This window comes from Stenotrophomonas hibiscicola ATCC 19867, from assembly GCF_000382065.1.
In the GTDB taxonomy this organism is placed as follows: domain Bacteria; phylum Pseudomonadota; class Gammaproteobacteria; order Xanthomonadales; family Xanthomonadaceae; genus Stenotrophomonas; species Stenotrophomonas hibiscicola.
Genome location: NZ_KB907500.1, coordinates 84,312 through 102,089, shown reverse-complemented (window position 1 = coordinate 102,089; position 17,778 = coordinate 84,312). Strand labels below are relative to the sequence as shown.

The 17,778-nt window shown below is 66.5% G+C and carries 19 protein-coding genes; 12 read left to right on the top strand and 7 right to left on the bottom strand.

The genetic code is table 11. The annotated features are described in order from the left end of the window. Window positions 1–42 precede the first annotated feature (42 nt). The gene (locus G370_RS0108930; protein ID WP_019660283.1) at window positions 43–1,050 is read left to right on the top strand and encodes an XVIPCD domain-containing protein; all 1,008 of its coding nucleotides are present in this window, start codon (window positions 43–45) and stop codon (window positions 1,048–1,050) included. A gap of 97 nt (window positions 1,051–1,147) precedes the next feature. Continuing rightward, window positions 1,148–2,416, top strand: coding sequence for a hypothetical protein (locus tag G370_RS0108925; protein ID WP_425423326.1), 1,269 nt, complete (start codon window positions 1,148–1,150; stop codon window positions 2,414–2,416). Between the two features lie 52 nt (window positions 2,417–2,468). Here G370_RS0108925 and G370_RS0108920 read toward each other — a convergent pair whose 3' ends face one another. The 3 genes from G370_RS0108920 to G370_RS0108910 are packed head-to-tail and all read right to left on the bottom strand — an operon-like array spanning window position 2,469 to window position 5,147. Next, a complete protein-coding gene (locus tag G370_RS0108920) occupies window positions 2,469–3,797 on the bottom strand; it encodes an XVIPCD domain-containing protein (RefSeq protein WP_019660281.1) in 1,329 nt (442 codons plus the stop codon). Beyond that, window positions 3,794–4,447, bottom strand: a complete 654-nt coding sequence (locus tag G370_RS0108915; RefSeq protein ID WP_019660280.1) for a hypothetical protein — start codon at window positions 4,445–4,447, stop codon at window positions 3,794–3,796. Before G370_RS0108915 ends, G370_RS0108920 begins: the two co-directional genes overlap by 4 nt. 43 nt (window positions 4,448–4,490) lie before the next feature. Then, the gene (locus tag G370_RS0108910; RefSeq protein ID WP_026347056.1) at window positions 4,491–5,147 is read right to left on the bottom strand and encodes a hypothetical protein; all 657 of its coding nucleotides are present in this window, start codon (window positions 5,145–5,147) and stop codon (window positions 4,491–4,493) included. A gap of 254 nt (window positions 5,148–5,401) precedes the next feature. On the opposite strand from G370_RS0108910, the gene G370_RS0108905 reads away from it, so the two are divergent. Then, window positions 5,402–5,920 (top strand): GNAT family N-acetyltransferase, encoded by a 519-nt coding sequence (locus G370_RS0108905; protein WP_019660278.1) that lies wholly within the window; start codon window positions 5,402–5,404, stop codon window positions 5,918–5,920. A 21-nt stretch (window positions 5,921–5,941) separates the two neighbouring features. Here the strand turns inward: G370_RS0108905 and G370_RS0108900 are convergent, their stop codons facing one another. Together G370_RS0108900 and G370_RS0108895 are read right to left on the bottom strand one after the other, a co-directional pair. Continuing rightward, window positions 5,942–6,379: an acetyltransferase gene (locus G370_RS0108900; protein ID WP_019660277.1), complete on the bottom strand. Its 438-nt coding sequence runs from the start codon at window positions 6,377–6,379 to the stop codon at window positions 5,942–5,944. A 68-nt stretch (window positions 6,380–6,447) separates the two neighbouring features. Continuing rightward, window positions 6,448–7,215: an NAD(P)H-dependent oxidoreductase gene (locus tag G370_RS0108895; protein ID WP_019660276.1), complete on the bottom strand. Its 768-nt coding sequence runs from the start codon at window positions 7,213–7,215 to the stop codon at window positions 6,448–6,450. Between the two features lie 77 nt (window positions 7,216–7,292). Between G370_RS0108895 and G370_RS0108890 the strand changes: the two genes are divergently transcribed. From G370_RS0108890 to G370_RS0108870, 5 genes are all read left to right on the top strand, one after another. Continuing rightward, window positions 7,293–7,652: a winged helix-turn-helix transcriptional regulator gene (locus tag G370_RS0108890; RefSeq protein WP_010484895.1), complete on the top strand. Its 360-nt coding sequence runs from the start codon at window positions 7,293–7,295 to the stop codon at window positions 7,650–7,652. Between the two features lie 75 nt (window positions 7,653–7,727). After that, window positions 7,728–8,252, top strand: a complete 525-nt coding sequence (gene tadA / locus G370_RS0108885; RefSeq protein ID WP_019660275.1) for a tRNA adenosine(34) deaminase TadA — start codon at window positions 7,728–7,730, stop codon at window positions 8,250–8,252. Window positions 8,253–8,326: 74 nt separating this feature from the next. Further along, a complete protein-coding gene (gene orn / locus G370_RS0108880) occupies window positions 8,327–8,899 on the top strand; it encodes an oligoribonuclease (RefSeq protein WP_019660274.1) in 573 nt (190 codons plus the stop codon). A 170-nt stretch (window positions 8,900–9,069) separates the two neighbouring features. Further along, window positions 9,070–9,942, top strand: a complete 873-nt coding sequence (locus G370_RS0108875; protein ID WP_019660273.1) for an EcsC family protein — start codon at window positions 9,070–9,072, stop codon at window positions 9,940–9,942. Between the two features lie 206 nt (window positions 9,943–10,148). Beyond that, the gene (locus G370_RS0108870; protein ID WP_026347054.1) at window positions 10,149–11,264 is read left to right on the top strand and encodes an alkene reductase; all 1,116 of its coding nucleotides are present in this window, start codon (window positions 10,149–10,151) and stop codon (window positions 11,262–11,264) included. An 89-nt stretch (window positions 11,265–11,353) separates the two neighbouring features. Here the strand turns inward: G370_RS0108870 and G370_RS0108865 are convergent, their stop codons facing one another. Both G370_RS0108865 and ppsA read right to left on the bottom strand, forming a co-directional pair. Then, entirely contained in the window at window positions 11,354–12,253 is a 900-nt protein-coding gene (locus tag G370_RS0108865; protein WP_019660271.1) for a mechanosensitive ion channel family protein, read from the bottom strand. A gap of 145 nt (window positions 12,254–12,398) precedes the next feature. Next, window positions 12,399–14,777 carry a phosphoenolpyruvate synthase gene (ppsA, locus tag G370_RS0108860; RefSeq protein ID WP_019660270.1) on the bottom strand — a complete coding sequence of 793 codons (2,379 nt, stop codon included), beginning with the start codon at window positions 14,775–14,777 and terminating at the stop codon, window positions 12,399–12,401. A gap of 144 nt (window positions 14,778–14,921) precedes the next feature. On the opposite strand from ppsA, the gene ppsR reads away from it, so the two are divergent. The 4 genes from ppsR (at window position 14,922) to G370_RS0108840 (ending at window position 17,712) form a co-directional block, all read left to right on the top strand. After that, the gene (ppsR, locus tag G370_RS0108855; RefSeq protein WP_005417170.1) at window positions 14,922–15,743 is read left to right on the top strand and encodes a posphoenolpyruvate synthetase regulatory kinase/phosphorylase PpsR; all 822 of its coding nucleotides are present in this window, start codon (window positions 14,922–14,924) and stop codon (window positions 15,741–15,743) included. A gap of 168 nt (window positions 15,744–15,911) precedes the next feature. After that, complete coding sequence (locus G370_RS0108850) at window positions 15,912–16,421, top strand: DUF1249 domain-containing protein (RefSeq protein ID WP_019660269.1); 510 nt, start codon at window positions 15,912–15,914, stop codon at window positions 16,419–16,421. A 41-nt stretch (window positions 16,422–16,462) separates the two neighbouring features. After that, on the top strand, window positions 16,463–16,951 hold the full coding sequence (locus G370_RS0108845) for an NUDIX hydrolase (protein WP_019660268.1): 489 nt from the start codon (window positions 16,463–16,465) through the stop codon (window positions 16,949–16,951). A 143-nt stretch (window positions 16,952–17,094) separates the two neighbouring features. Next, window positions 17,095–17,712 carry a DUF2239 family protein gene (locus G370_RS0108840; RefSeq protein ID WP_019660267.1) on the top strand — a complete coding sequence of 206 codons (618 nt, stop codon included), beginning with the start codon at window positions 17,095–17,097 and terminating at the stop codon, window positions 17,710–17,712. Window positions 17,713–17,778: the final 66 nt, after the last annotated feature.

The window sequence follows — 17,778 nt, the reverse complement described above, 5'->3', positions numbered from 1 at the left end:
GGAGGCGGGAGTATCCAACGATGATCGAGCAGGAGTTTCACCGTGTCGCAGGATAGGGAGTCGTTGCTGTTGCGGCAGGCCACGGAGGCCGGCATGACTTCGTCCCGGGAACTGGCCAACTTCATGGCGCAGGCCGGGCATGAATCCCGTGGCTTGAGCCGTCTCAACGAGAGTTTCAACTTCACCCGGGGCATCTCGCAGATCCCGGTGGAAGCTGCGTGGCGCAATGGCAAGGCTGCGTTGGAGAGCGCCCGCCAGGAAGCGCTGCGTGGCCGCCCGGAAAACCTGGCTGAGCTGATGTACGGCGGACGCATGGGCAATGATGTGCCCGGCGACGCATTGAAGTACCACGGCCGCGGCTATCTGCCGTTGGTCGGCAAGGAGAATTACGAGCGTGCCGGCAAAGCGCTGGATCTGGACCTGGTGAATCACCCGGAACTGGCCGCGCAGCCCGAGCACGCAGGCCGCATTGCCGTGTGGCAGTGGCAGACGCGGGTGCCGGAAGCGGCGCGCGAGGACGTGCGCGAAGCGACGCGCGCGATCAATGGTGGCCTGAACGGCATCGAGGCCCGCCAGCAGCGATTCGAGGTGTGGCAGCAGAAGCTGACGCCAGATGTGATGGCGCGGCTGGAGCGGGGCGAAGTCGGGGCGCCGGCCCAGCAGGCAACGGGACGCGACATGTCGCAACCGGGCGAGCCGGGATACACGCTGTTCTCGGGAGCGCGCCAGTACCTGCAGCAGATGGGGCCGCAAAGCGGTCTGCGCAGCGTGCAGGAACTGGACAATGCTGCCGGCGCACTGGCGCTGAGCGCGCAGAAGGCGGGGATGTCGCGCATCGATCATCTCCTGGCTGGCAACGACGGCCGCACGTTGTTTGCCGTGCAGGGCGCGCTGGGTGACCCGGCCATGCTGCGCGCTTCGGTCGAGCGCGAACAGGCGGCGCAGCAGCCGCTGGCGCAGAGCAGCCAGCAGTTGGCCGCCAGTGTCGCCCAGCAGGACCCCGCGGCCGCGCTCGCCCGCGAGCAGGAGCAGCGCTCTCGATCCCTGTAGCACCTGATGCCGGCGGGCAGAGTGCCCGCAGGCGCTTTACGTACGACGCGTGGCGCCCTGTGGCGCCGACATGGAAACCCACTCGTAAGGACACCACATGCGAATCGTTCCCTCGAATACCCGGCACGCCGCTGCCCGCTGCACTGCATCCGTGCGCTGCCTGCCGTCGGTCTGGCTGTTGTCACTTGGACTTGTCGCGGGGGCGGCACAGGCTCAGGAGGTAGCGGCATCTGTGGTGGAGACGCCCCCCGCTGCCGAGGCTACCGTTGAGGCGCCTGCAGAGGCGGCGCCCGTTGCCGCGCGCGCGGCGGCCGACGCCGTTGTCGTGGCGCCGACGCCCGAGGTGTCGGCTGCCGTGACACCCCCTGCGCCCCCTGTGGTGGACGCGCAGCCGGCGCCGACTGCGGATCCGGCGCCGGCGCCCGTTGCGCCCGCAGCGGCGGCACCTGTGGCTGCACCGCCCGCCTCCGTCGAGCCAACCGTTCCCGCGGTAGCCCCCGCTCCGCCCGCATTGGCCATCGTGCCGTTGCCGCCAGAGCAGGCGACCGAGCGGGCGCTCGGTGCCCGCTGCCCGGTGGATCTGGCCGGGCGGCTGGCGACCCAGGGCGACCTGCTGATTGGCGCCTGCCAGGGCACCATGCCGGCGCATCTGGCCGCGTTGCTGGTCGCGCTGCCCGTGCAGGACATCCACCTGCCGCGCAGCTGGCGCGAGCGCGAGGTGCGGCAGAAGGCCTGGTTCAAGGCTGTGCCGGGCTATGGCCAACGCCCGGACTTCATCGTTCGGATGGGCGACATCTGGGTGCGTTCGCTGGAAGGGCGCGACGCCGACAGCACGTTCTATCTGGTGTCAGCACCGTTCACCTGCAGCGACCAGGTCGCCAACCGCGATGAGTACGGCGCGGAGCCGGTCCGCGTGCCAGCGGGTGAATGCCGCGAGGCTCATGTGGCCCAGCGTGTGTACCAAGTCCGCGGGGACGCGGCGCCGAGGGATGTGACCGCCGATGCGTTGCCGGCCACGCCGCCGGTGACGGACGCCGACCGTGCGCGACAGCTGTCCCGTGAGGGCCGGCTCAATCTGGACCACAGCAAGTTGCAGTACGGCCCGGCGATGCGCTGGTTCGTGCAATACCCGGAAACGGCGCAGAAGGGCGGTCCGCGCGCCTACAGCGACTGGAACCGCGAGCACATCGCGTTCGTGGTCTGGACCGGCGATCGCTTCGAGCTGCGCGAGAAGGTCGCACGCGCGCAGTGGCCCTGTGATCCGGTGGCTCCCGGCGATCGCGCCTGCGGTGGATTCCCGGATTCGGGCCCGGATCCGTTCGTGACGGCCGGAGCATCCGTGCCAATGGCAGCGTCCAGCCCCTGAGCCGGAGTTTCGAAGTGATGCGGGAGCCGGGCTGACCGGCTCCCGCGCTGCATCAGGCCTGCAGGCTGCGGGTCTGGTTCCGCTGCTGTTCCAGCTGCTGGTCGCGCTCCAGCGCAACGCGCTGGTCGGCGGCCTGCTGGTCGATGCGCTGGCTGCTCTGTTCCAGCGGGGTGTTCATCGCCACTGCCGTATCCACCGACACACGAAGGTGGGCGGGGTCACCGCCCTGGCCCTGCACGGCGAAGCTGCGCGAGGCATCGGCATTCATGACCACTTCGTCGATGCGCTTGCCGCCTGCTGCGTGCATTTCGGCGGCCAGACTGCCTGCCAGTTGCGTGCTCATCACGTCTGGTACCCGGCCGACGCGGACATCCTGCGCGTGCACGCCACGGATCGCGTCGTTGAACAGTGGGTTGCCCACATGGTTGGCATCGTCCATTCGCAGCATGCTGGTGTGATGGCCGTTCTTCTCCGCTTCGCGGCGTGCCGGCTCACCGGGCTGCAGCGGGCCGCGGATGTGGTCGTACAGGTCGACGGCGCCGCCTGGAATGCCCCGCGCCGCGCGGGTGACACCACGGCGCAGTGATTCAACGTCGTCGCGGTACTCCTCGATCATCCTGGCGTTGTCTTTTGCCAGCTTCTGCGTTTCTGGGTGCTGCAGCACCGAGCCGTCACCGAGGAAGTTGCCCAGCTTGTGCGCGCCGAACGAGCTGCCTGCGGCGATGATCGGCCGGTCGGGGATAAGGGCGCGCAACGAGTGATTGCTGAAACCGTTCGCGGCGAGCGTGCTGATTTCATTCGGCCTGGCGTAGATGCGCACCTGGCCGAAGTGCGGCGACGCCGCGCTGACCGGATCGGAGGCCATGACATGGTTGATCATGGTGTTGCCGCCTTCCGGGATGCGGTAGCTGAGGCTGACCGCGCCATAGGCGTTGAAGGTTTCGCCCTTGACGTTGAAATGGTGCGAGGTGATCTGGGCCAGAGCGCCACCGAGAGAGTGGCCGGTGACGGTGACTTCGGGTGGGCGCTGTCCGAGATCCTGCCCCTCCTTCTTGGCATAGGCGAGGGCGCGTTGGGTCAGCGCGATGGCGTCCGGTGCTTGGACGTTGGTGCGGGCGACAACCATGCCACCATCGGTCAGGATCGCATCGCGGGCGATCTGTTCGGTGCCGCGATGTGCGACGACAATTTCATTGGTGTCGACTCGCTGGTAGATCGTTCCTTGATAACCGTTCAGCCGATTATCAACGTGCTCGAGGATCTTGTACTTGTGCCCGTTGATCGCTACGAGCTCTTCCTTGCCGGGAGCGCGTCGACCGACCGCACGGTCCTTGTACACGTCGTCGGAAATACCCGCATAGTCTTGGCTGCTGAGGCTCATTGGCGGACCTCATTGGCTTCAAGTGAAGCCGAGAACAGTGAATTCTGCAGCTCAGGGCGGAACTTGGTGGGGTCTTCTTGGCCGCTTGCGCCGTAGTCAGGAATCTCGTTCACGCGCGGATAGTCCGAACGAGGATAGTAGCGAGTCTCGGTCTCGCCTTTGACGAATGGCGCTGCTTCAATAAATGAAAGGAAGCGCGTCTCGCCCTCAGCCCCCGTCGCCTTCAGCATCGCGCCTGCACCGGTGAACTCCCACTTGCAGACACCGCGACCGTAGTAATCCTCGTCCAGCATGCGGTCGATGTATACAGTGCCCCGGTACTCACCATCAGCGACCTTGCGCAGCTCCACCGGCTCCTGGCTGGTGATGCGTGCGGCGGTACCGGTGGCTGGTTCGATGTGGCCGCACTGGTCTTCGTTGGTGACGTCGTACTGCGCTACGCCTTCGACCACTGCGAAATCACCGGGGGCATCCTTCAGGCGCAGCACCAGTTCATAGGCCTTGCGCGGGCTGGGGTTGAGCTTGGCGAGGCCACGCCCACCCTGGGCGACATCGGCTTCAGCAGCGGCACGTTCCTGGTTCATGGCGGTCTCCGGATTGCAGGCGGTCAATAGAAGCAGAGCAAGGCACGGAATCATCTTGTGGCGCAATGTCGGCCTCCTGGTGTGTAGGGGGAAATGTGGCACTGGCAGCTCATGGCGCGAGCGTCCGCACAGTGGTTGTGGTCGAGAACAGCGCGTCGCGCAGATCTTCGCTATACCCTGACGGATCTTCTTCGCCACTGGCGCCGAAGTTGGCGACGGTGGTGGCGCGCGGATAGATGAGTTTCGGGTAATAGAGCGTCAGAGGTGAATCCCTCTCCATGCGCTTCCTGTCGATGAACGTCAGGAATCGCGTATCAGCTTCGCCGGTCGTGGCACGCAACATCGCGCCAACGCCGGTCAGCGTCCAGTGGCACGTACCGCGATCGTAATAGTCCTGGTCCTGCATGCGGTCGAGGTAGAACGTACCGCGGTATTCGTTGTCGCCCGTCCTGCGCAGTTCCACCGGTTCCTGGCTGGTGATGCGGCTGGCCGTGCCGGTGGACCAGATGACCCGCCCGCAGTCTTCGTAGTTGCTGACGTCATACTGGCCCACGCCCTCAACAACCGCGAACGGGCCCGGTGCATCCTTCACTGTCAGCACCAGTTCGTAGGCCTGCTTCGGCGCCGGGTTGAGCCTGGCCAGGCCGCGTCCACCCGCAGCAACGTCGCGCTCGGCATCGGCATAAGGTGAGCACGCGGCCAGCGGCAATAGCGCGAGCAACGCCAACAACGACCGTCCCCTGCGTTCGCGCTGTGCTACATCCATGGCCCGGTCCTGCATGGCGCGTCCATGTCCATATATCCTTCCTAGGTGACAGGTTTTCCGATTATGGAGCGTGCCGGCAAGCCATTGCCACCCGGCGCGCCAAGTTTTTGACGCGCTGGCGGGTGCTACCTCGGGCGTATCGCTTGTGCCGTGGGCGATCCGGTGTTTCCGCTGGCGCTGCGCGCGACGCAGGCTCTTCTGCAGATGTGTGATTCAAATCAATAATTCACATTTCCATCACAGAGACGGGTGCCATGAATTACACGATTCGGCCTGAGTCCAGTAAAGACCGGGCAAGCATCCACGCACTCACCGAGGCGGCCTTCCGCGATGTGCCGCACAGCAGCCACACCGAGCAGTTCATTGTGGATGCGCTGCGTTCGCGTGGAGAGCTGAGTCTTTCGCTGGTCGCCGAGAAGGACGGGCAGGTCGTCGGGCACATCGCCCTGTCGCCCGTGACGATCAGCGATGGCAGCACCGGCTGGTTTGGCGTGGGGCCCATCTCGGTGCTGCCCGGATGCCAGGGGCAGGGCATTGGCGCGGCGCTGATGCAAGCGGCGCTCGACGCATTGCGTGGGCAGGGCGCGCAGGGCTGCGTGGTGCTGGGGGAGCCGTCCTACTACGGGCGATTCGGGTTCCATGCCGAACCGGGCCTGGTACTGCCGGGTGTTCCAGCAGCGTACTTCCAGGCCCTCTCCCTGGTGCCGCCGATCGCGCAGGGCGAAGTGCGCTACTCAGCGGCATTCGAGGCAAGCGCCCCGCCCGTGGATTGACCCCCGCCGCCGGGGCTGATCTCAGCCCTCGTACCGGAGATGGATCAGCGGATACGGGCGGCCCTGCGAATCGAGCGGTGAGCGACCGGTTTCAACGAAGCCCATGCGCTGGTAGAAGCCTACGGCCTGCGCGTTCTGTTCGTTGACGTCGGTACTGAGCTGCGGATGCAGGGCCAGCGCATGCTGCAGCAGTCGCCGGCCGATACCGGTACCGCGCACGTCAGGATCGATGAACAGCGCTTCCATGTGCGTGCCATCGATCAACATGAAGCCAAGGGGGCGGTCCTGAGCGTCGACGGCCACGGTCATCGGCGCCAGCGGCAGGAAACCGGCGACTTCGGCGTCGATGGCCTGGCGGTCTTCTGCGCTGAGGAAGTCGTGGGTGGCGTCGACGGCGCGACGCCAGAGGTCGACAAGGGCGGCGCCGTCGTCGGCGCGAGAGGGGCGCAGGGTGGTCATGGGTTCACCAAGGTGCTTCGGAAGAGTGCGAAGTATGAGGCTTTCCGGTAGCGCCTGCAGGCGAAGATTCATCCCGCGTCGCGGTGGCGGATGAAGGGGCTGTGCGCGATCGCGTCCGCGCGCAGCACCACCCCATCCTCGAAGTCATCGCTGTCGTTGAAGGGCACGATTGGCCACTGCCGCCAGTGCGTCAGTCGCTCGCGGTAGGAGAGGGTGGCTGCAACCAGTGCTTCGTCGTGGGCCTGCACGCGTTCCGCTGCAAGCTCGGAACGCACGCCATGCACCACGCATGGCTCCATCACCTCGAAGCCGACGTAGCGCAGGCTGTACATCAACGGCCACAGCAGCAATCGGGTGTCGCCTTCGCGGCCGTCCACCGCGCATGCCCGTGCCGATGAACCGGTGGTGACGCTCAGCAAGGCACGCTTGCCCTGCATCACGCCATGTTCGTGGCGCTGACGGCTGTTGTACATCGGCCCATATACCAGCACGCGGTCCAGCCAGCCCTTGAGGATGGCTGGCGCCGCGAACCACCACAGCGGGAACTGCAGGATCACCAGGTCTGCGACCCGCAGCAGGTGCAGGTGACGTCGCACATCGGCGGGTAACTGCTCCAGTTCGGCGCTGTGGCGTTGTTCGCGTTGGGCATCGAAGCGCTCGGGCTGCAGGCGCCGTGGATGGTGCCAGGCCGCTTCCAGCGGAGCGAAGCCTTCCGCATACAGGTCGACCACATCCACCTGCGAGTGGTCGTGCCTCAGCTGCTCGGCCGCCTGCGCGGCGAGGTGGGCATTGAAGGAGCGGGGTTCGGGGTGGGCAAGCAGGATCAGGGCACGCATGGGCGAGGTGTTCGAGGAGTGTGCGACCATCCTCGCGGTGCCGGCATGCCCCGGCAATTACGCACCTTGAGGTAACCATGGCCTATCCGGGCGATGTCTATGCCGCCGATTGCTCGGCGCGCGATGCGCTGGCGCTGATCTCCGGCAAGTGGGTGATGCTGCTGCTGCCGGCATTGGCGCAGGGCCCGCTTCGCAACGGCGCGTTGCTGCGGAAGATCGAAGGCATTTCGCAGAAGGTGCTGACCCAGACCCTGCGACAGCTGGAGCGCAATGGGCTGGTCGAGCGGTGTGACCGGGGCAGCAAACCGCTGCATGTCGAGTACCGCCTGACCGAGGTCGCGCACGGTCTGGTCGAGACGTTGTCCGCCCTGGACCGCTGGGCGGAGCACAATTTCCCGGCGCTGGATGCGGCCCGCGAGCGCTTCGACGCGCGCTAGCGGCGCCTGTACGGCCCGGGGCGTACAATGCGGCCCCGGCGGCCATCCTGGCCCTGCACACACGCGAGAACCGCCATGACCGACGCCCTGGGCGTGCCGGTGCACGACACCGATGAACACTGGATGCGCCACGCGCTGGCGCTGGCCGAGCGTGCGCAGCGCGAGTACGACGAGATCCCCGTTGGTGCGGTACTGGTGGGTGCCGATGGCCAGCTGCTGGGCGAGGGCTGGAACCTCAACATCGCCTCGCACGACCCCAGCGCGCACGCCGAGATCGTGGCGATGCGGGCCGGCGGAAAGCTGCTGGCGAACCACCGCCTGCTCGGCAGCACGCTGTATGTGACCCTGGAGCCGTGCGCGATGTGCGCGATGGCGATCGTGCACGCACGCGTCGCCCGTCTGGTCTACGGCGCCAGTGACCCCAAGACGGGCGCCTGCGGCAGCGTGTTCGACCTCATTGGCGACGCCCGCCACAACCATCGCGTCGAGATTCACGGCGGGGTGCTGGCCAAGGAAGCCAGTACACGCCTGACCAATTATTTCCGCGCCAAACGTGGCAAGCCGCCGTTGCTGCTGGAAGACCACGCCGGCGAGGGCTGAGGGGCGAACGGGTATGATGGGCGCCTCTTTCCTTCACCGGTAGGCCCCGCGCCTGCCCAGCAACGAGGCGACACATGGCGGACAACGGCGCGGCCAACGAGCGACTGATCTGGATCGACCTGGAAATGACCGGGTTGGATACCGACAACGATTCGATCATCGAGATCGCCACCGTGGTCACCGATGCCCAGCTGAACGTGCTGGCCGAAGGGCCGGAATTCGCCATCCACCATCCGCTGGAAACGCTGGAAGCGATGGATGAGTGGAACCGCAACCAGCACCGCCGCTCGGGCCTGTGGCAGCGCGTGGTGGACAGCACCACCACCCTGGGCCAGGCCGAGGCGCAGACGGTGAACTTCCTGGCGCAGTGGATCCCGGCCGGCCTTTCGCCGATGTGCGGCAACTCGATCTGCCAGGACCGCCGCTTCCTGCACCGCCAGATGCCGCGCCTGGAGAAGTACTTCCACTACCGCAACCTGGACGTGTCCACGGTGAAGGAGCTGGCCAAGCGCTGGGCGCCGAGCGTGGCCGCCGGCGTCGGCAAGAACAGCAACCATACCGCGCTGAGCGATGTACACGATTCAATCGCCGAGCTGCGTCACTACCGCCAGTTCATGGGCGCGCTGTCGGGCCTGCCGGCTGCCTGAACGACGCCGTCGGGCATGGCCCGGCGCTACCGGGTGACACACCAACGGGTAGTGCCGGCCGCTGGCCGGCAAGGCGCGGAGGTCGGATCCCTTTGCTGCGGAAAGGGCTGTGACCCCTCTGTCGTACCCCGCGACGAACCGTTCAACTTCCGGGCGCTAAGATCGGCGCCATGAACGAGCCGATCCTGCTCCCCCGCGACATCGCCCATGACGCCCGCGACTGGTCCGACCTGCAGCGCGCGGTGGCCCTGCTGGAAGCGCCGACCCTGACCGCGCGCATGGCCAACCTGGTCGGTACGCCGCTGGAGTTCGCGGTGAAGGCGCTGCCCAGCTCGGTCTCCAACCGCATCCACGGTGCGGTGCAGGCGGCGCTGTCCAAGTCGGCGCAGGCAGCCCTGTGGAGCATGGACAACTCGCCCGGCAAGGGAGCGTCGACCCGCTGGCACAAACTGGCGGCAGCCACCTCCGGTGCGGTCGGCGGCGCCTTCGGCTTTGCCGCCTTGCTCATCGAGTTGCCGGTGTCGACCACGATCATGATGCGTGCGGTGGCCGACGTGGCCCGCAGCGAGGGGTTTGACCTGTCCGACTTCAGCACCCGCCAGGCGTGCCTTGAGGTATTCGCGCTGGGCGGCAACTCGCCGCGTGATGACGCCAGCGAGACGGGCTATTACTTGGCCCGCGGCTTCACGACCGATGTGATGCGCCATCTCTCGGCCGAGCTGGCCGGGCGGGTGGTGACCGGCCGCGACCTGACCCTGGGTGTGGCGCCGAAGGAAGCCGGCAAGCTGCTGGCGAAGCTGGTGGAGAAGGTGGCGGCGCGCTTTGGCGTGGTCGTTACCGAGAAGTTCGCCGCGCAGGCGGTGCCGATCGTCGGTGCCGCTGCCGGCGCAACACTGAACACCATGTTCACTGACTACTACCAGGACATGGCGCGCGGCCACTTCATCGTGCGCCGGCTGGAGCGCAAGTACGGCGAGGACGTGGTACGCACCTGCTATGACCGCGTGGCGCATGGTGGTGTGCTGATCGAACCCACGCTGTAACCGGCTTCGGGGTAGGAGCCCTTTGCGTTGCAAAGGGATCCGACCCCGGTTGCGCGCGGGGTCGGAGCCCGTTCCGCAGGAAGGGGCTCTGACCCCCGGCCGGCCATCCTTGCCTTGAGGGAACAACTGTTTTGCCAGTGCGTGCCTGTTGCGTGGCCGCCGCCATCCCCATCCTTGCCGGCAGTCCCCTGCAAGAGATTGCCGCCATGCTGTTCACTCCCCACCGCCTGGGCGCGCTGACGTTGCCCAACCGCATCGTGATGCCGCCGATGACCCGCTCGCGCTCGTCGGCCGGCAACGTGCCCACTGCCGAAATGGCCACGTATTACGCGCAGCGCGCCAGCGCCGGCCTGATCGTCAGCGAAGGCACCCAGATCAGCCCTCAAGGCCAGGGCTATGCCTGGACCCCGGGCATCCATAGCCCGGATCAGGTGAAGGGCTGGCGCCGGGTGACCGATGCCGTGCACGCTGCCGGCGGTCGCATCTACGCCCAGCTGTGGCATGTCGGCCGGGTCTCGCACGTGGCGCTGCAGCCGGGCGGCGCCGCGCCGGTGTCGTCGTCGGCGTTGTTGGCGGAAGGCGTGAAGGTGTTCGTCGACCCGACCGGGGCAGGTCCCGAAGCCGGGATGGGCGAAATGATCCAGCATTCGATGCCGCGCGCGCTGCGCGAAGACGAGATTCCGGGCATCGTCGCCGACTACGCCGAGGCGGCACGCAACGCGCTGGACGCAGGCTTCGATGGCGTGGAGTTGCACGGTGCCAATGGCTACCTGATCAACCAGTTCATCGACTCGCAGGCCAACCAGCGCACCGACGGCTATGGCGGCGCGTTGCAGAACCGCCTGCGGTTCCTGCGCGAGGTGGTGCAGGCGGTGGTTGCGGTGGTCGGTGGTGATCACGTCGGCGTGCGCCTGGCGCCACTGACCACGTTGCAGGGCGCGGTGGACGATACGCCGCAGGCGACCTATCTGGCGGCAGCCCACCTGTTGGGCGAACTGGAGATGGGTTACCTGCACATCGCCGAGGCCGACTGGGACGATGCACCGTTGATGCCGGTGGCGTTCAAGCAGGCGCTGCGCATGGTCTACCCGGGTACGCTGATCTACGCCGGCAAGTACACCGCCGAGCGCGCCGAGCAGGCACTGGCGGAAGGCTGGGCTGACCTGATCGGCTTCGGCCGGCCGTTCATCGCCAACCCGGATCTGCCGGAGCGACTGCGTACCGGTGCGGCGCTGAATCCGCCGGATCGCGCGACGTTCTTTGGCGGTGGCGCGGTCGGCTTCACCGATTACCCGACGTTGGAAGAGAGCGTCGCGGCCTGATCCTGAAGGCTGCCGGCCAGCGGCCGGCATTTCAATGTCGTATCGCCGACGGGTGGGTGCCGACCGTTGGTCGGCACTACCGGCATGGATCAGGGCTTGTCGCGCACCAGCGCGTCGGCCTCAACCACGCCGCCATCCTTGCCATGCAGGTACAGGTGCATGTCCTGCTGCGGATACGGAATGTTGATGCCGGCCTTGTCATAGCCCAGCTTCAGCTGCTCCAGCAGCGTGACCTTGGTGCCGAACCAGTCGGCCGACTTCACGTAGCAACGGATGCCGAGGTTGATGGCGTGCGCACCCAGCTCGTACACCACCACGTCCGGGGCCGGCGTCTGCAGCACGCGCGGGTCGGCCTTCATCAGCGCCAGCGCGGTGTCGCGTGCCAGCTGGATGTTGTCCGCGTAGCCGATGCCGATCACCAGTTCGACGCGGCGGGTCGGTTCGGCGGTCAGGTTGATGATCGGTGCGGCGGTGATCAGCGTGTTCGGAATGGTGGTGTGCTGGTTGTCGGCACCGGTGATGACGGTCTGGAAGATGCGCACTTCGCGCACCGTGCCTGTCTGCCCGGCCACGGTCACCACATCGCCCACGCGGAACGGTCGCAGCGTCACCAGCATCACGCCCGAGGCGATGTTGGACAGCGAATCCTTCAATGCAAGGCCAACAGCGAGGCCAGCGGTGCCGAGCACGGCCAGCAGCGGGGTGATCTTCACGCCGAGCGTGTCGATGGCCAGCAGCGCCACGATCACGAGTGAGGTGGCATAGACCACGTTGCGCAGGAAGCTGCCCAGCATCGGGTCCACACCCATGCGCGCAGTGGCGCGCGGCATTGCATTGGACAAGCGACGTGCCACCCACAGGCCCACCAGCAGCACCACGATCGCGGCCAGCAACGGCACGCCGTAGGTTTCCAGCAGGCGTTCCCAGTCGAGCGAGTGGAACCAGGGCGTTGCGGCGGGGGCGGGGGTGGGAGGTGCGGCGGCGATCATGCGAAAGTCCTTTGTTGCGTAGCGATGTCTGCGTGGGGCAGGGCGTGCGCGGACGCCAGAAACAGCAAGCCCCGCAGAGGCGGGGCTTGCGTGCAGCAGCAGTATGGGCGGACGTCGATGAAAGCGACGTCAGCCCATCACGGCATCAGCCGTTGGCCTTCAGCTTGGCCAGGCGCAGCCAGGTATCAACCACGGTGTCCGGGTTCAGCGACACCGACTCGATGCCTTCCTGCATCAGCCATTCGGCCAGATCGGGGTGATCGGACGGGCCCTGGCCGCAGATGCCGACGTACTTGCCCTTGGCGCGTGCAGCCTTGATCGCCATCGACAGCAGCTTCTTCACTGCCGGGTTCCGTTCGTCGAACAGGTGCGCGACGATCGACGAGTCGCGGTCCAGGCCCAGGCTCAGCTGGGTCAGGTCGTTGGAGCCGATCGAGAAGCCGTCGAAGATCTCCAGGAACTCATCGGCGAGCAGTGCGTTGGACGGCACTTCGCACATCATGATGATCTTCAGGCCGTTCTCGCCCTGCTTCAGGCCGTTCTGTTCCAGCACCTCGATGACCTTGCGGCCTTCTTCCAGGGTGCGCACGAACGGAATCATGACCCACAGGTTGTCCAGGCCCATTTCGTTGCGCACGCGCAGCACGGCCCTGCACTCCAGCGCGAAGGCGGCCGAGAAGCTCGGGTCGACGTAACGGCTGGCGCCGCGGAAGCCGATCATCGGGTTCTCTTCGCGCGGCTCGTAGTTGCTGCCGCCGATCAGGTTGGCGTACTCGTTGGACTTGAAGTCCGACAGGCGCACGATCACCGGGTTCGGTGCAACCGAGGCGGTGAGGGTGGCGATGCCTTCGGCCAGGCGGTCCACGTAGAAGCTGACCGGATCACCGTAGCCGGCGATCTTCTCGTCGATCTTCTTCCTGGTCGCGGCGTCCTGGCGGTCGTATTCCAGCAGCGCATTCGGATGGATGCCGATGTGGCTGGCGATGATCATTTCCAGGCGGGCCAGGCCGATGCCGGCGTTCGGCAGCTGGCCGAAGTCGAAGGCACGTTCCGGGTTGGCCACGTTCATCATGATCTTCAGCGGGGCCGGCGGCATGTTGCCCAGATCGGTCGTGGTGCGTTCAAAGCCGAGCTTGCCTTCGTAGATGAAGCCGGTATCGCCTTCAGCGCAGCTGACGGTGACCAGCTGGCCATCCTCGATGACCTGGGTGGCGTTGCCCGAACCGACCACGGCTGGCACGCCCAGCTCGCGCGCGATGATCGCGGCGTGGCAGGTGCGGCCACCGCGGTTGGTGACGATGGCCGAGGCGCGCTTCATCACCGGTTCCCAATCGGGATCGGTCATGTCGGCGATCAGCACGTCGCCCGGCTGCACGCGGTTCATGTCGTCCAGCGTCTTCACCACGCGGGCCACGCCTGAACCGATCTTGGCGCCGACGGCACGGCCCTCGGCCAGCACCTTGCCGCCCTTCTCCGTCAGCGCGAAGCGCTCGATCTGGGTGGCGTGGCTGCGCGACTTCACCGTTTCCGGGCGCGCCTGCACGATGAACAGCTTGCCGCTGACACCGTCCTTGGCCCACTCGATGTCCATCGGGCGGCCGTAGTGCTTTTCGATGACCAGCGCCTGCTTGGCCAGTTCCTGCACGTCCTCGTCGCTGATCGAGAAGGTGGTGCGCAGTTCGGCCGGGGTGTCTTCAATACGGACGCGCTCACCGGGGACATCCGAATACACCATGCGGATCGCCTTGCTGCCGAGCGAGCGGCGCAGGATCGCCGGCTTGCCGGCCTGCAGGGTGGGCTTGTAGACGTAGTATTCGTCCGGATTGACCGCGCCCTGCACGACCATCTCGCCCAGGCCGAACGAGGAGGTGACGAACACCACGTCACGGAAGCCGGACTCGGTGTCCAGGGTGAACAGCACGCCGGAGGAGCCGACGCCCGAACGCACCATCAGCTGCACGCCGGCGGACAGGAACACGTCCTCATGCTTGAAACCGTGGTGCACGCGGTAGGCGATGGCGCGGTCGTTGTACAGCGAGGCGAACACTTCCTTGACCTTGTGCACGACGTCGTCGGCACCGGTCACGTTGAGGAAGGTTTCCTGCTGGCCGGCGAAGGACGCATCCGGCAGATCCTCGGCGGTGGCAGACGAACGCACGGCCACGGCAACGTCGCCGCCGCCATTCTCGGCGCTTAGCTTGGCGTAGGCGGTGCGGATGTCCTGGTCCAGCTGCGGCTGCAGCGGGGCGTCGATTACCCAGCCGCGGATTTCCTTGCCGGCGGCGGTCAGCGCATTGACGTCCTCGACGTCCAGCGTGGCCAGCCTGTCGAAGATGCGCTTGGACAGGTCGTTGTGCGCGATGAAGTCCTTGAAGGCTTCAGCGGTGGTGGCATAACCGCCCGGCACCGAAACGCCCAGACCGGCCAGGTTGCCGATCATCTCGCCCAGGGACGAATTCTTGCCGCCTACGCGGGCCAGATCGGCCAGACGCAGTTCGTGCAACCACAGGATGTTCTCGTTCAAGCGCGATGCTCCGTTTGGCCATCGCCCGAGGCGGGCTGAGTGGCCGCGTCCGTAGGAAGAAGCCGATATGATGCCGGGCAGAGCACCGTCGGCACAAGCTTGTGCTGGCGGCCTTTTTAAGCTTCGTAGGGGGTAAAAGCGCGCATGTCGACCATCCGTCCGGTGTTCTACGTTTCCGATGGAACCGGTATCACCGCTGAAACCATTGGGCATAGCCTGCTGACCCAGTTCTCCGGATTCAGCTTCATTACCGACCGAATGTCGTTTGTCGACGACCCCGAAAAAGCGCGTGAAGCCTGCGCCCGGATCCAGGCGGCAGGTGAGCGCTACCAGGTCCGGCCGATCGTGGTGAACTCCTGCGTGGACCAGAGCCTGAGCCTGATCCTGGCCGACAGCGGGGCGCTGATGCTGGATGTGTTCGCGCCGTTCATCGAGCCCCTGGAGCGTGAACTGGCCAGCCCGCGCCTGGCCCGGGTCGGCCAGGCCCACGGCATGGTCGATTTCGATACCTACCACCGCCGCATCAACGCGATGAACTTCGCCCTGACCCATGACGATGGCATTGCGGTGAACTACGACGATGCCGACGTGATCCTGGTGGCGGTGTCGCGCGCCGGCAAGACGCCCACCTGCATCTACCTGGCCCTGCATTACGGGGTGCGCGCGGCCAACTACCCGTTGACCGACGAGGACCTGGAAAGCGACCGCCTGCCGCCGCGCCTGCGCAACTACCGACGCAAGCTGTTCGGGTTGACCATCGACCCGGACCGCCTGCAGCAGATCCGCCAGGAGCGCCGCCCGAACTCGCGCTACGCCAACCTGGACACCTGCAAGCGCGAGGTGGCCGCGGCCGAGACCATGTTCCGCATGGAGCGGATTCCGACCCTGAGCACCACGCATACCTCGATCGAGGAGATTTCCAGCAAGGTGCTGGCCACGCTGGGGCTGCAGCGCGAGCTGTATTGATCCGTGCGCCACGACCAACGGTCGTGGCCTACCTCCGGGGTGATGACCCTCCTGCGCTGGGGCATCGACCCTCCTGCACGGTGGGTATCGACCGTTGGTCGATACCGAGCCCCTTTGGTCGGGGTGATCCCGCCCCCACGTTGAAGCACCAACGTGTAGGATCGACCCATGGCCCGAGCCTTGCCCCGTACCGAACGCATTCCCCGCCTGAGCCGGCTGAGCTGGCTCATGGGCCTGTACGCGGAGAACTACCGCCATCTGGTGCGCCTGTTCGAACCGGCTGGACTGATGACGGGCAGCTACGTCTCCTCGGTCGGAGATGGCCTGGACGTTCGCCTGGACGTGATCGAGTGCCACCGCTACACGGTGGAACTGCGGCTGACCTACGACCTGGCCGACCCGGTCACTGGCGAGCCTGATCCATCGGCCTATGTTCGCCTGTACCGTGACGCGCGCCAGGCCGAGACCACCCACTGCTACGTCGGACGCCGCTGGCAGGACACCATGGGGCTGTACCCGCCGCCGGCGGAGCTGATCAGCCACCGCATGCGGATGAACACCTTCCTCGGCAAGTGGCTGGAGTACCTGGCCGAGCGCGGCCACGGCGTGGCCACGCTGCGCCGCGATGCCGATGGCGTCGCGGCGCGCGCCGAACGCCGCCTGTCGCTGGTGCGCTGATCGGCCATAATCCACGGCTCACCTGCCGCTGGATGCTGCCCATGCCGTACACCCCGATCGTCGCCACCCTGGGCTACGTGCTGTCGCCCGATCGTCGCCAGGTGCTGATGATCCATCGCAATACCCGTCCCGGTGACCATCATCTGGGCAAGTACAACGGGCTGGGTGGCAAGATCGAAGCGGACGAGGACGTGGCCGCCAGCATGCGCCGCGAGATCCAGGAAGAGGCCGGTATCGACTGCACCAGCATGCGTCTGCGCGGCACTCTCAGCTGGCCGGGTTTCGGCAAGCATGGGGAGGACTGGCTGGGCTTCGTGTTCGTCATCGATGGATTCGAGGGCACCCCACACGGCGGTAACCACGAGGGCACGCTGGAGTGGGTGGACCTGGACAAGCTGGACACGCTGCCGATGTGGGAGGGCGACCGCAACTTCCTGCCGCTGGTGTTCGATACCGACCCTCGCCCGTTCCACGGCGTGATGCCGTACAAGGACGGCCGCATGGTGAGCTGGTCCTTCAGCCGTCTGTAACCTGGCGAATCGTGTGGGTGCCACCCATTCCGGTGGGGGCCAACCGTGGTTGGCACGCTCTTCTGGTTGATTAATTCCCGGGTAATATTGACGGCCGCAAATTACCCGGGCAATATTGGCGCATCGCCTCTGATGCCATTGCCATGCCTGCGTCCCGACTCCCTCCCTTCAGTTGCTTCGACGGCCATCGCCTGGTCGCTTCCGGTACCCCGGAGGTGGCGGCGCTGGCGCTGAAACAGCTGCGCGCCGGCAACGCTGCCGGACCGCTGCTGGTGTTCGACAACGCTACCGGCCGCACCCGTGATTTCGATACGCGTGGTAGCGACGCAGAACTGCTGGCGCGGGTCATCGAAGCGTTTCCCGCCGCCGTCGAGGCGGATGCCGACATCACTGCCGAAGATGTGCCGGCAACCCCGCGCGGCCGTGGCCGCCCCAAGCTGGGCGTGGTTGCCCGCGAGGTGACGTTGTTGCCGCGCCATTGGGCGTGGCTGACCGAACAGCCGGGTGGCGCCTCCGTGGTTCTGCGCAGGCTGGTGGAGGCGGCCAGCCGTGCCGGTGCGGACAAGGACCAGCAGCGCCGCCACAGCGAGCGTGCCTATCACTTCCTGCAGACCATCGCCGGCGACCTGCCGGGTTTCGAGGAGGCGATCCGTGTCCTGTTCGCGCACGACCGAGCGGGCCTGGAAATGGCGTTGCGCAGCTGGCCCGAGGACGTGCGCAACCACGCCCTGCGCCTGGCATTCGAGAGCGCCGACGGCTGAGCCATCGCGCCGTCGTTGAGCGGCGGCGCCACCTGATCGCGGGCCACGGCCCGCTTCCCCTGTGCG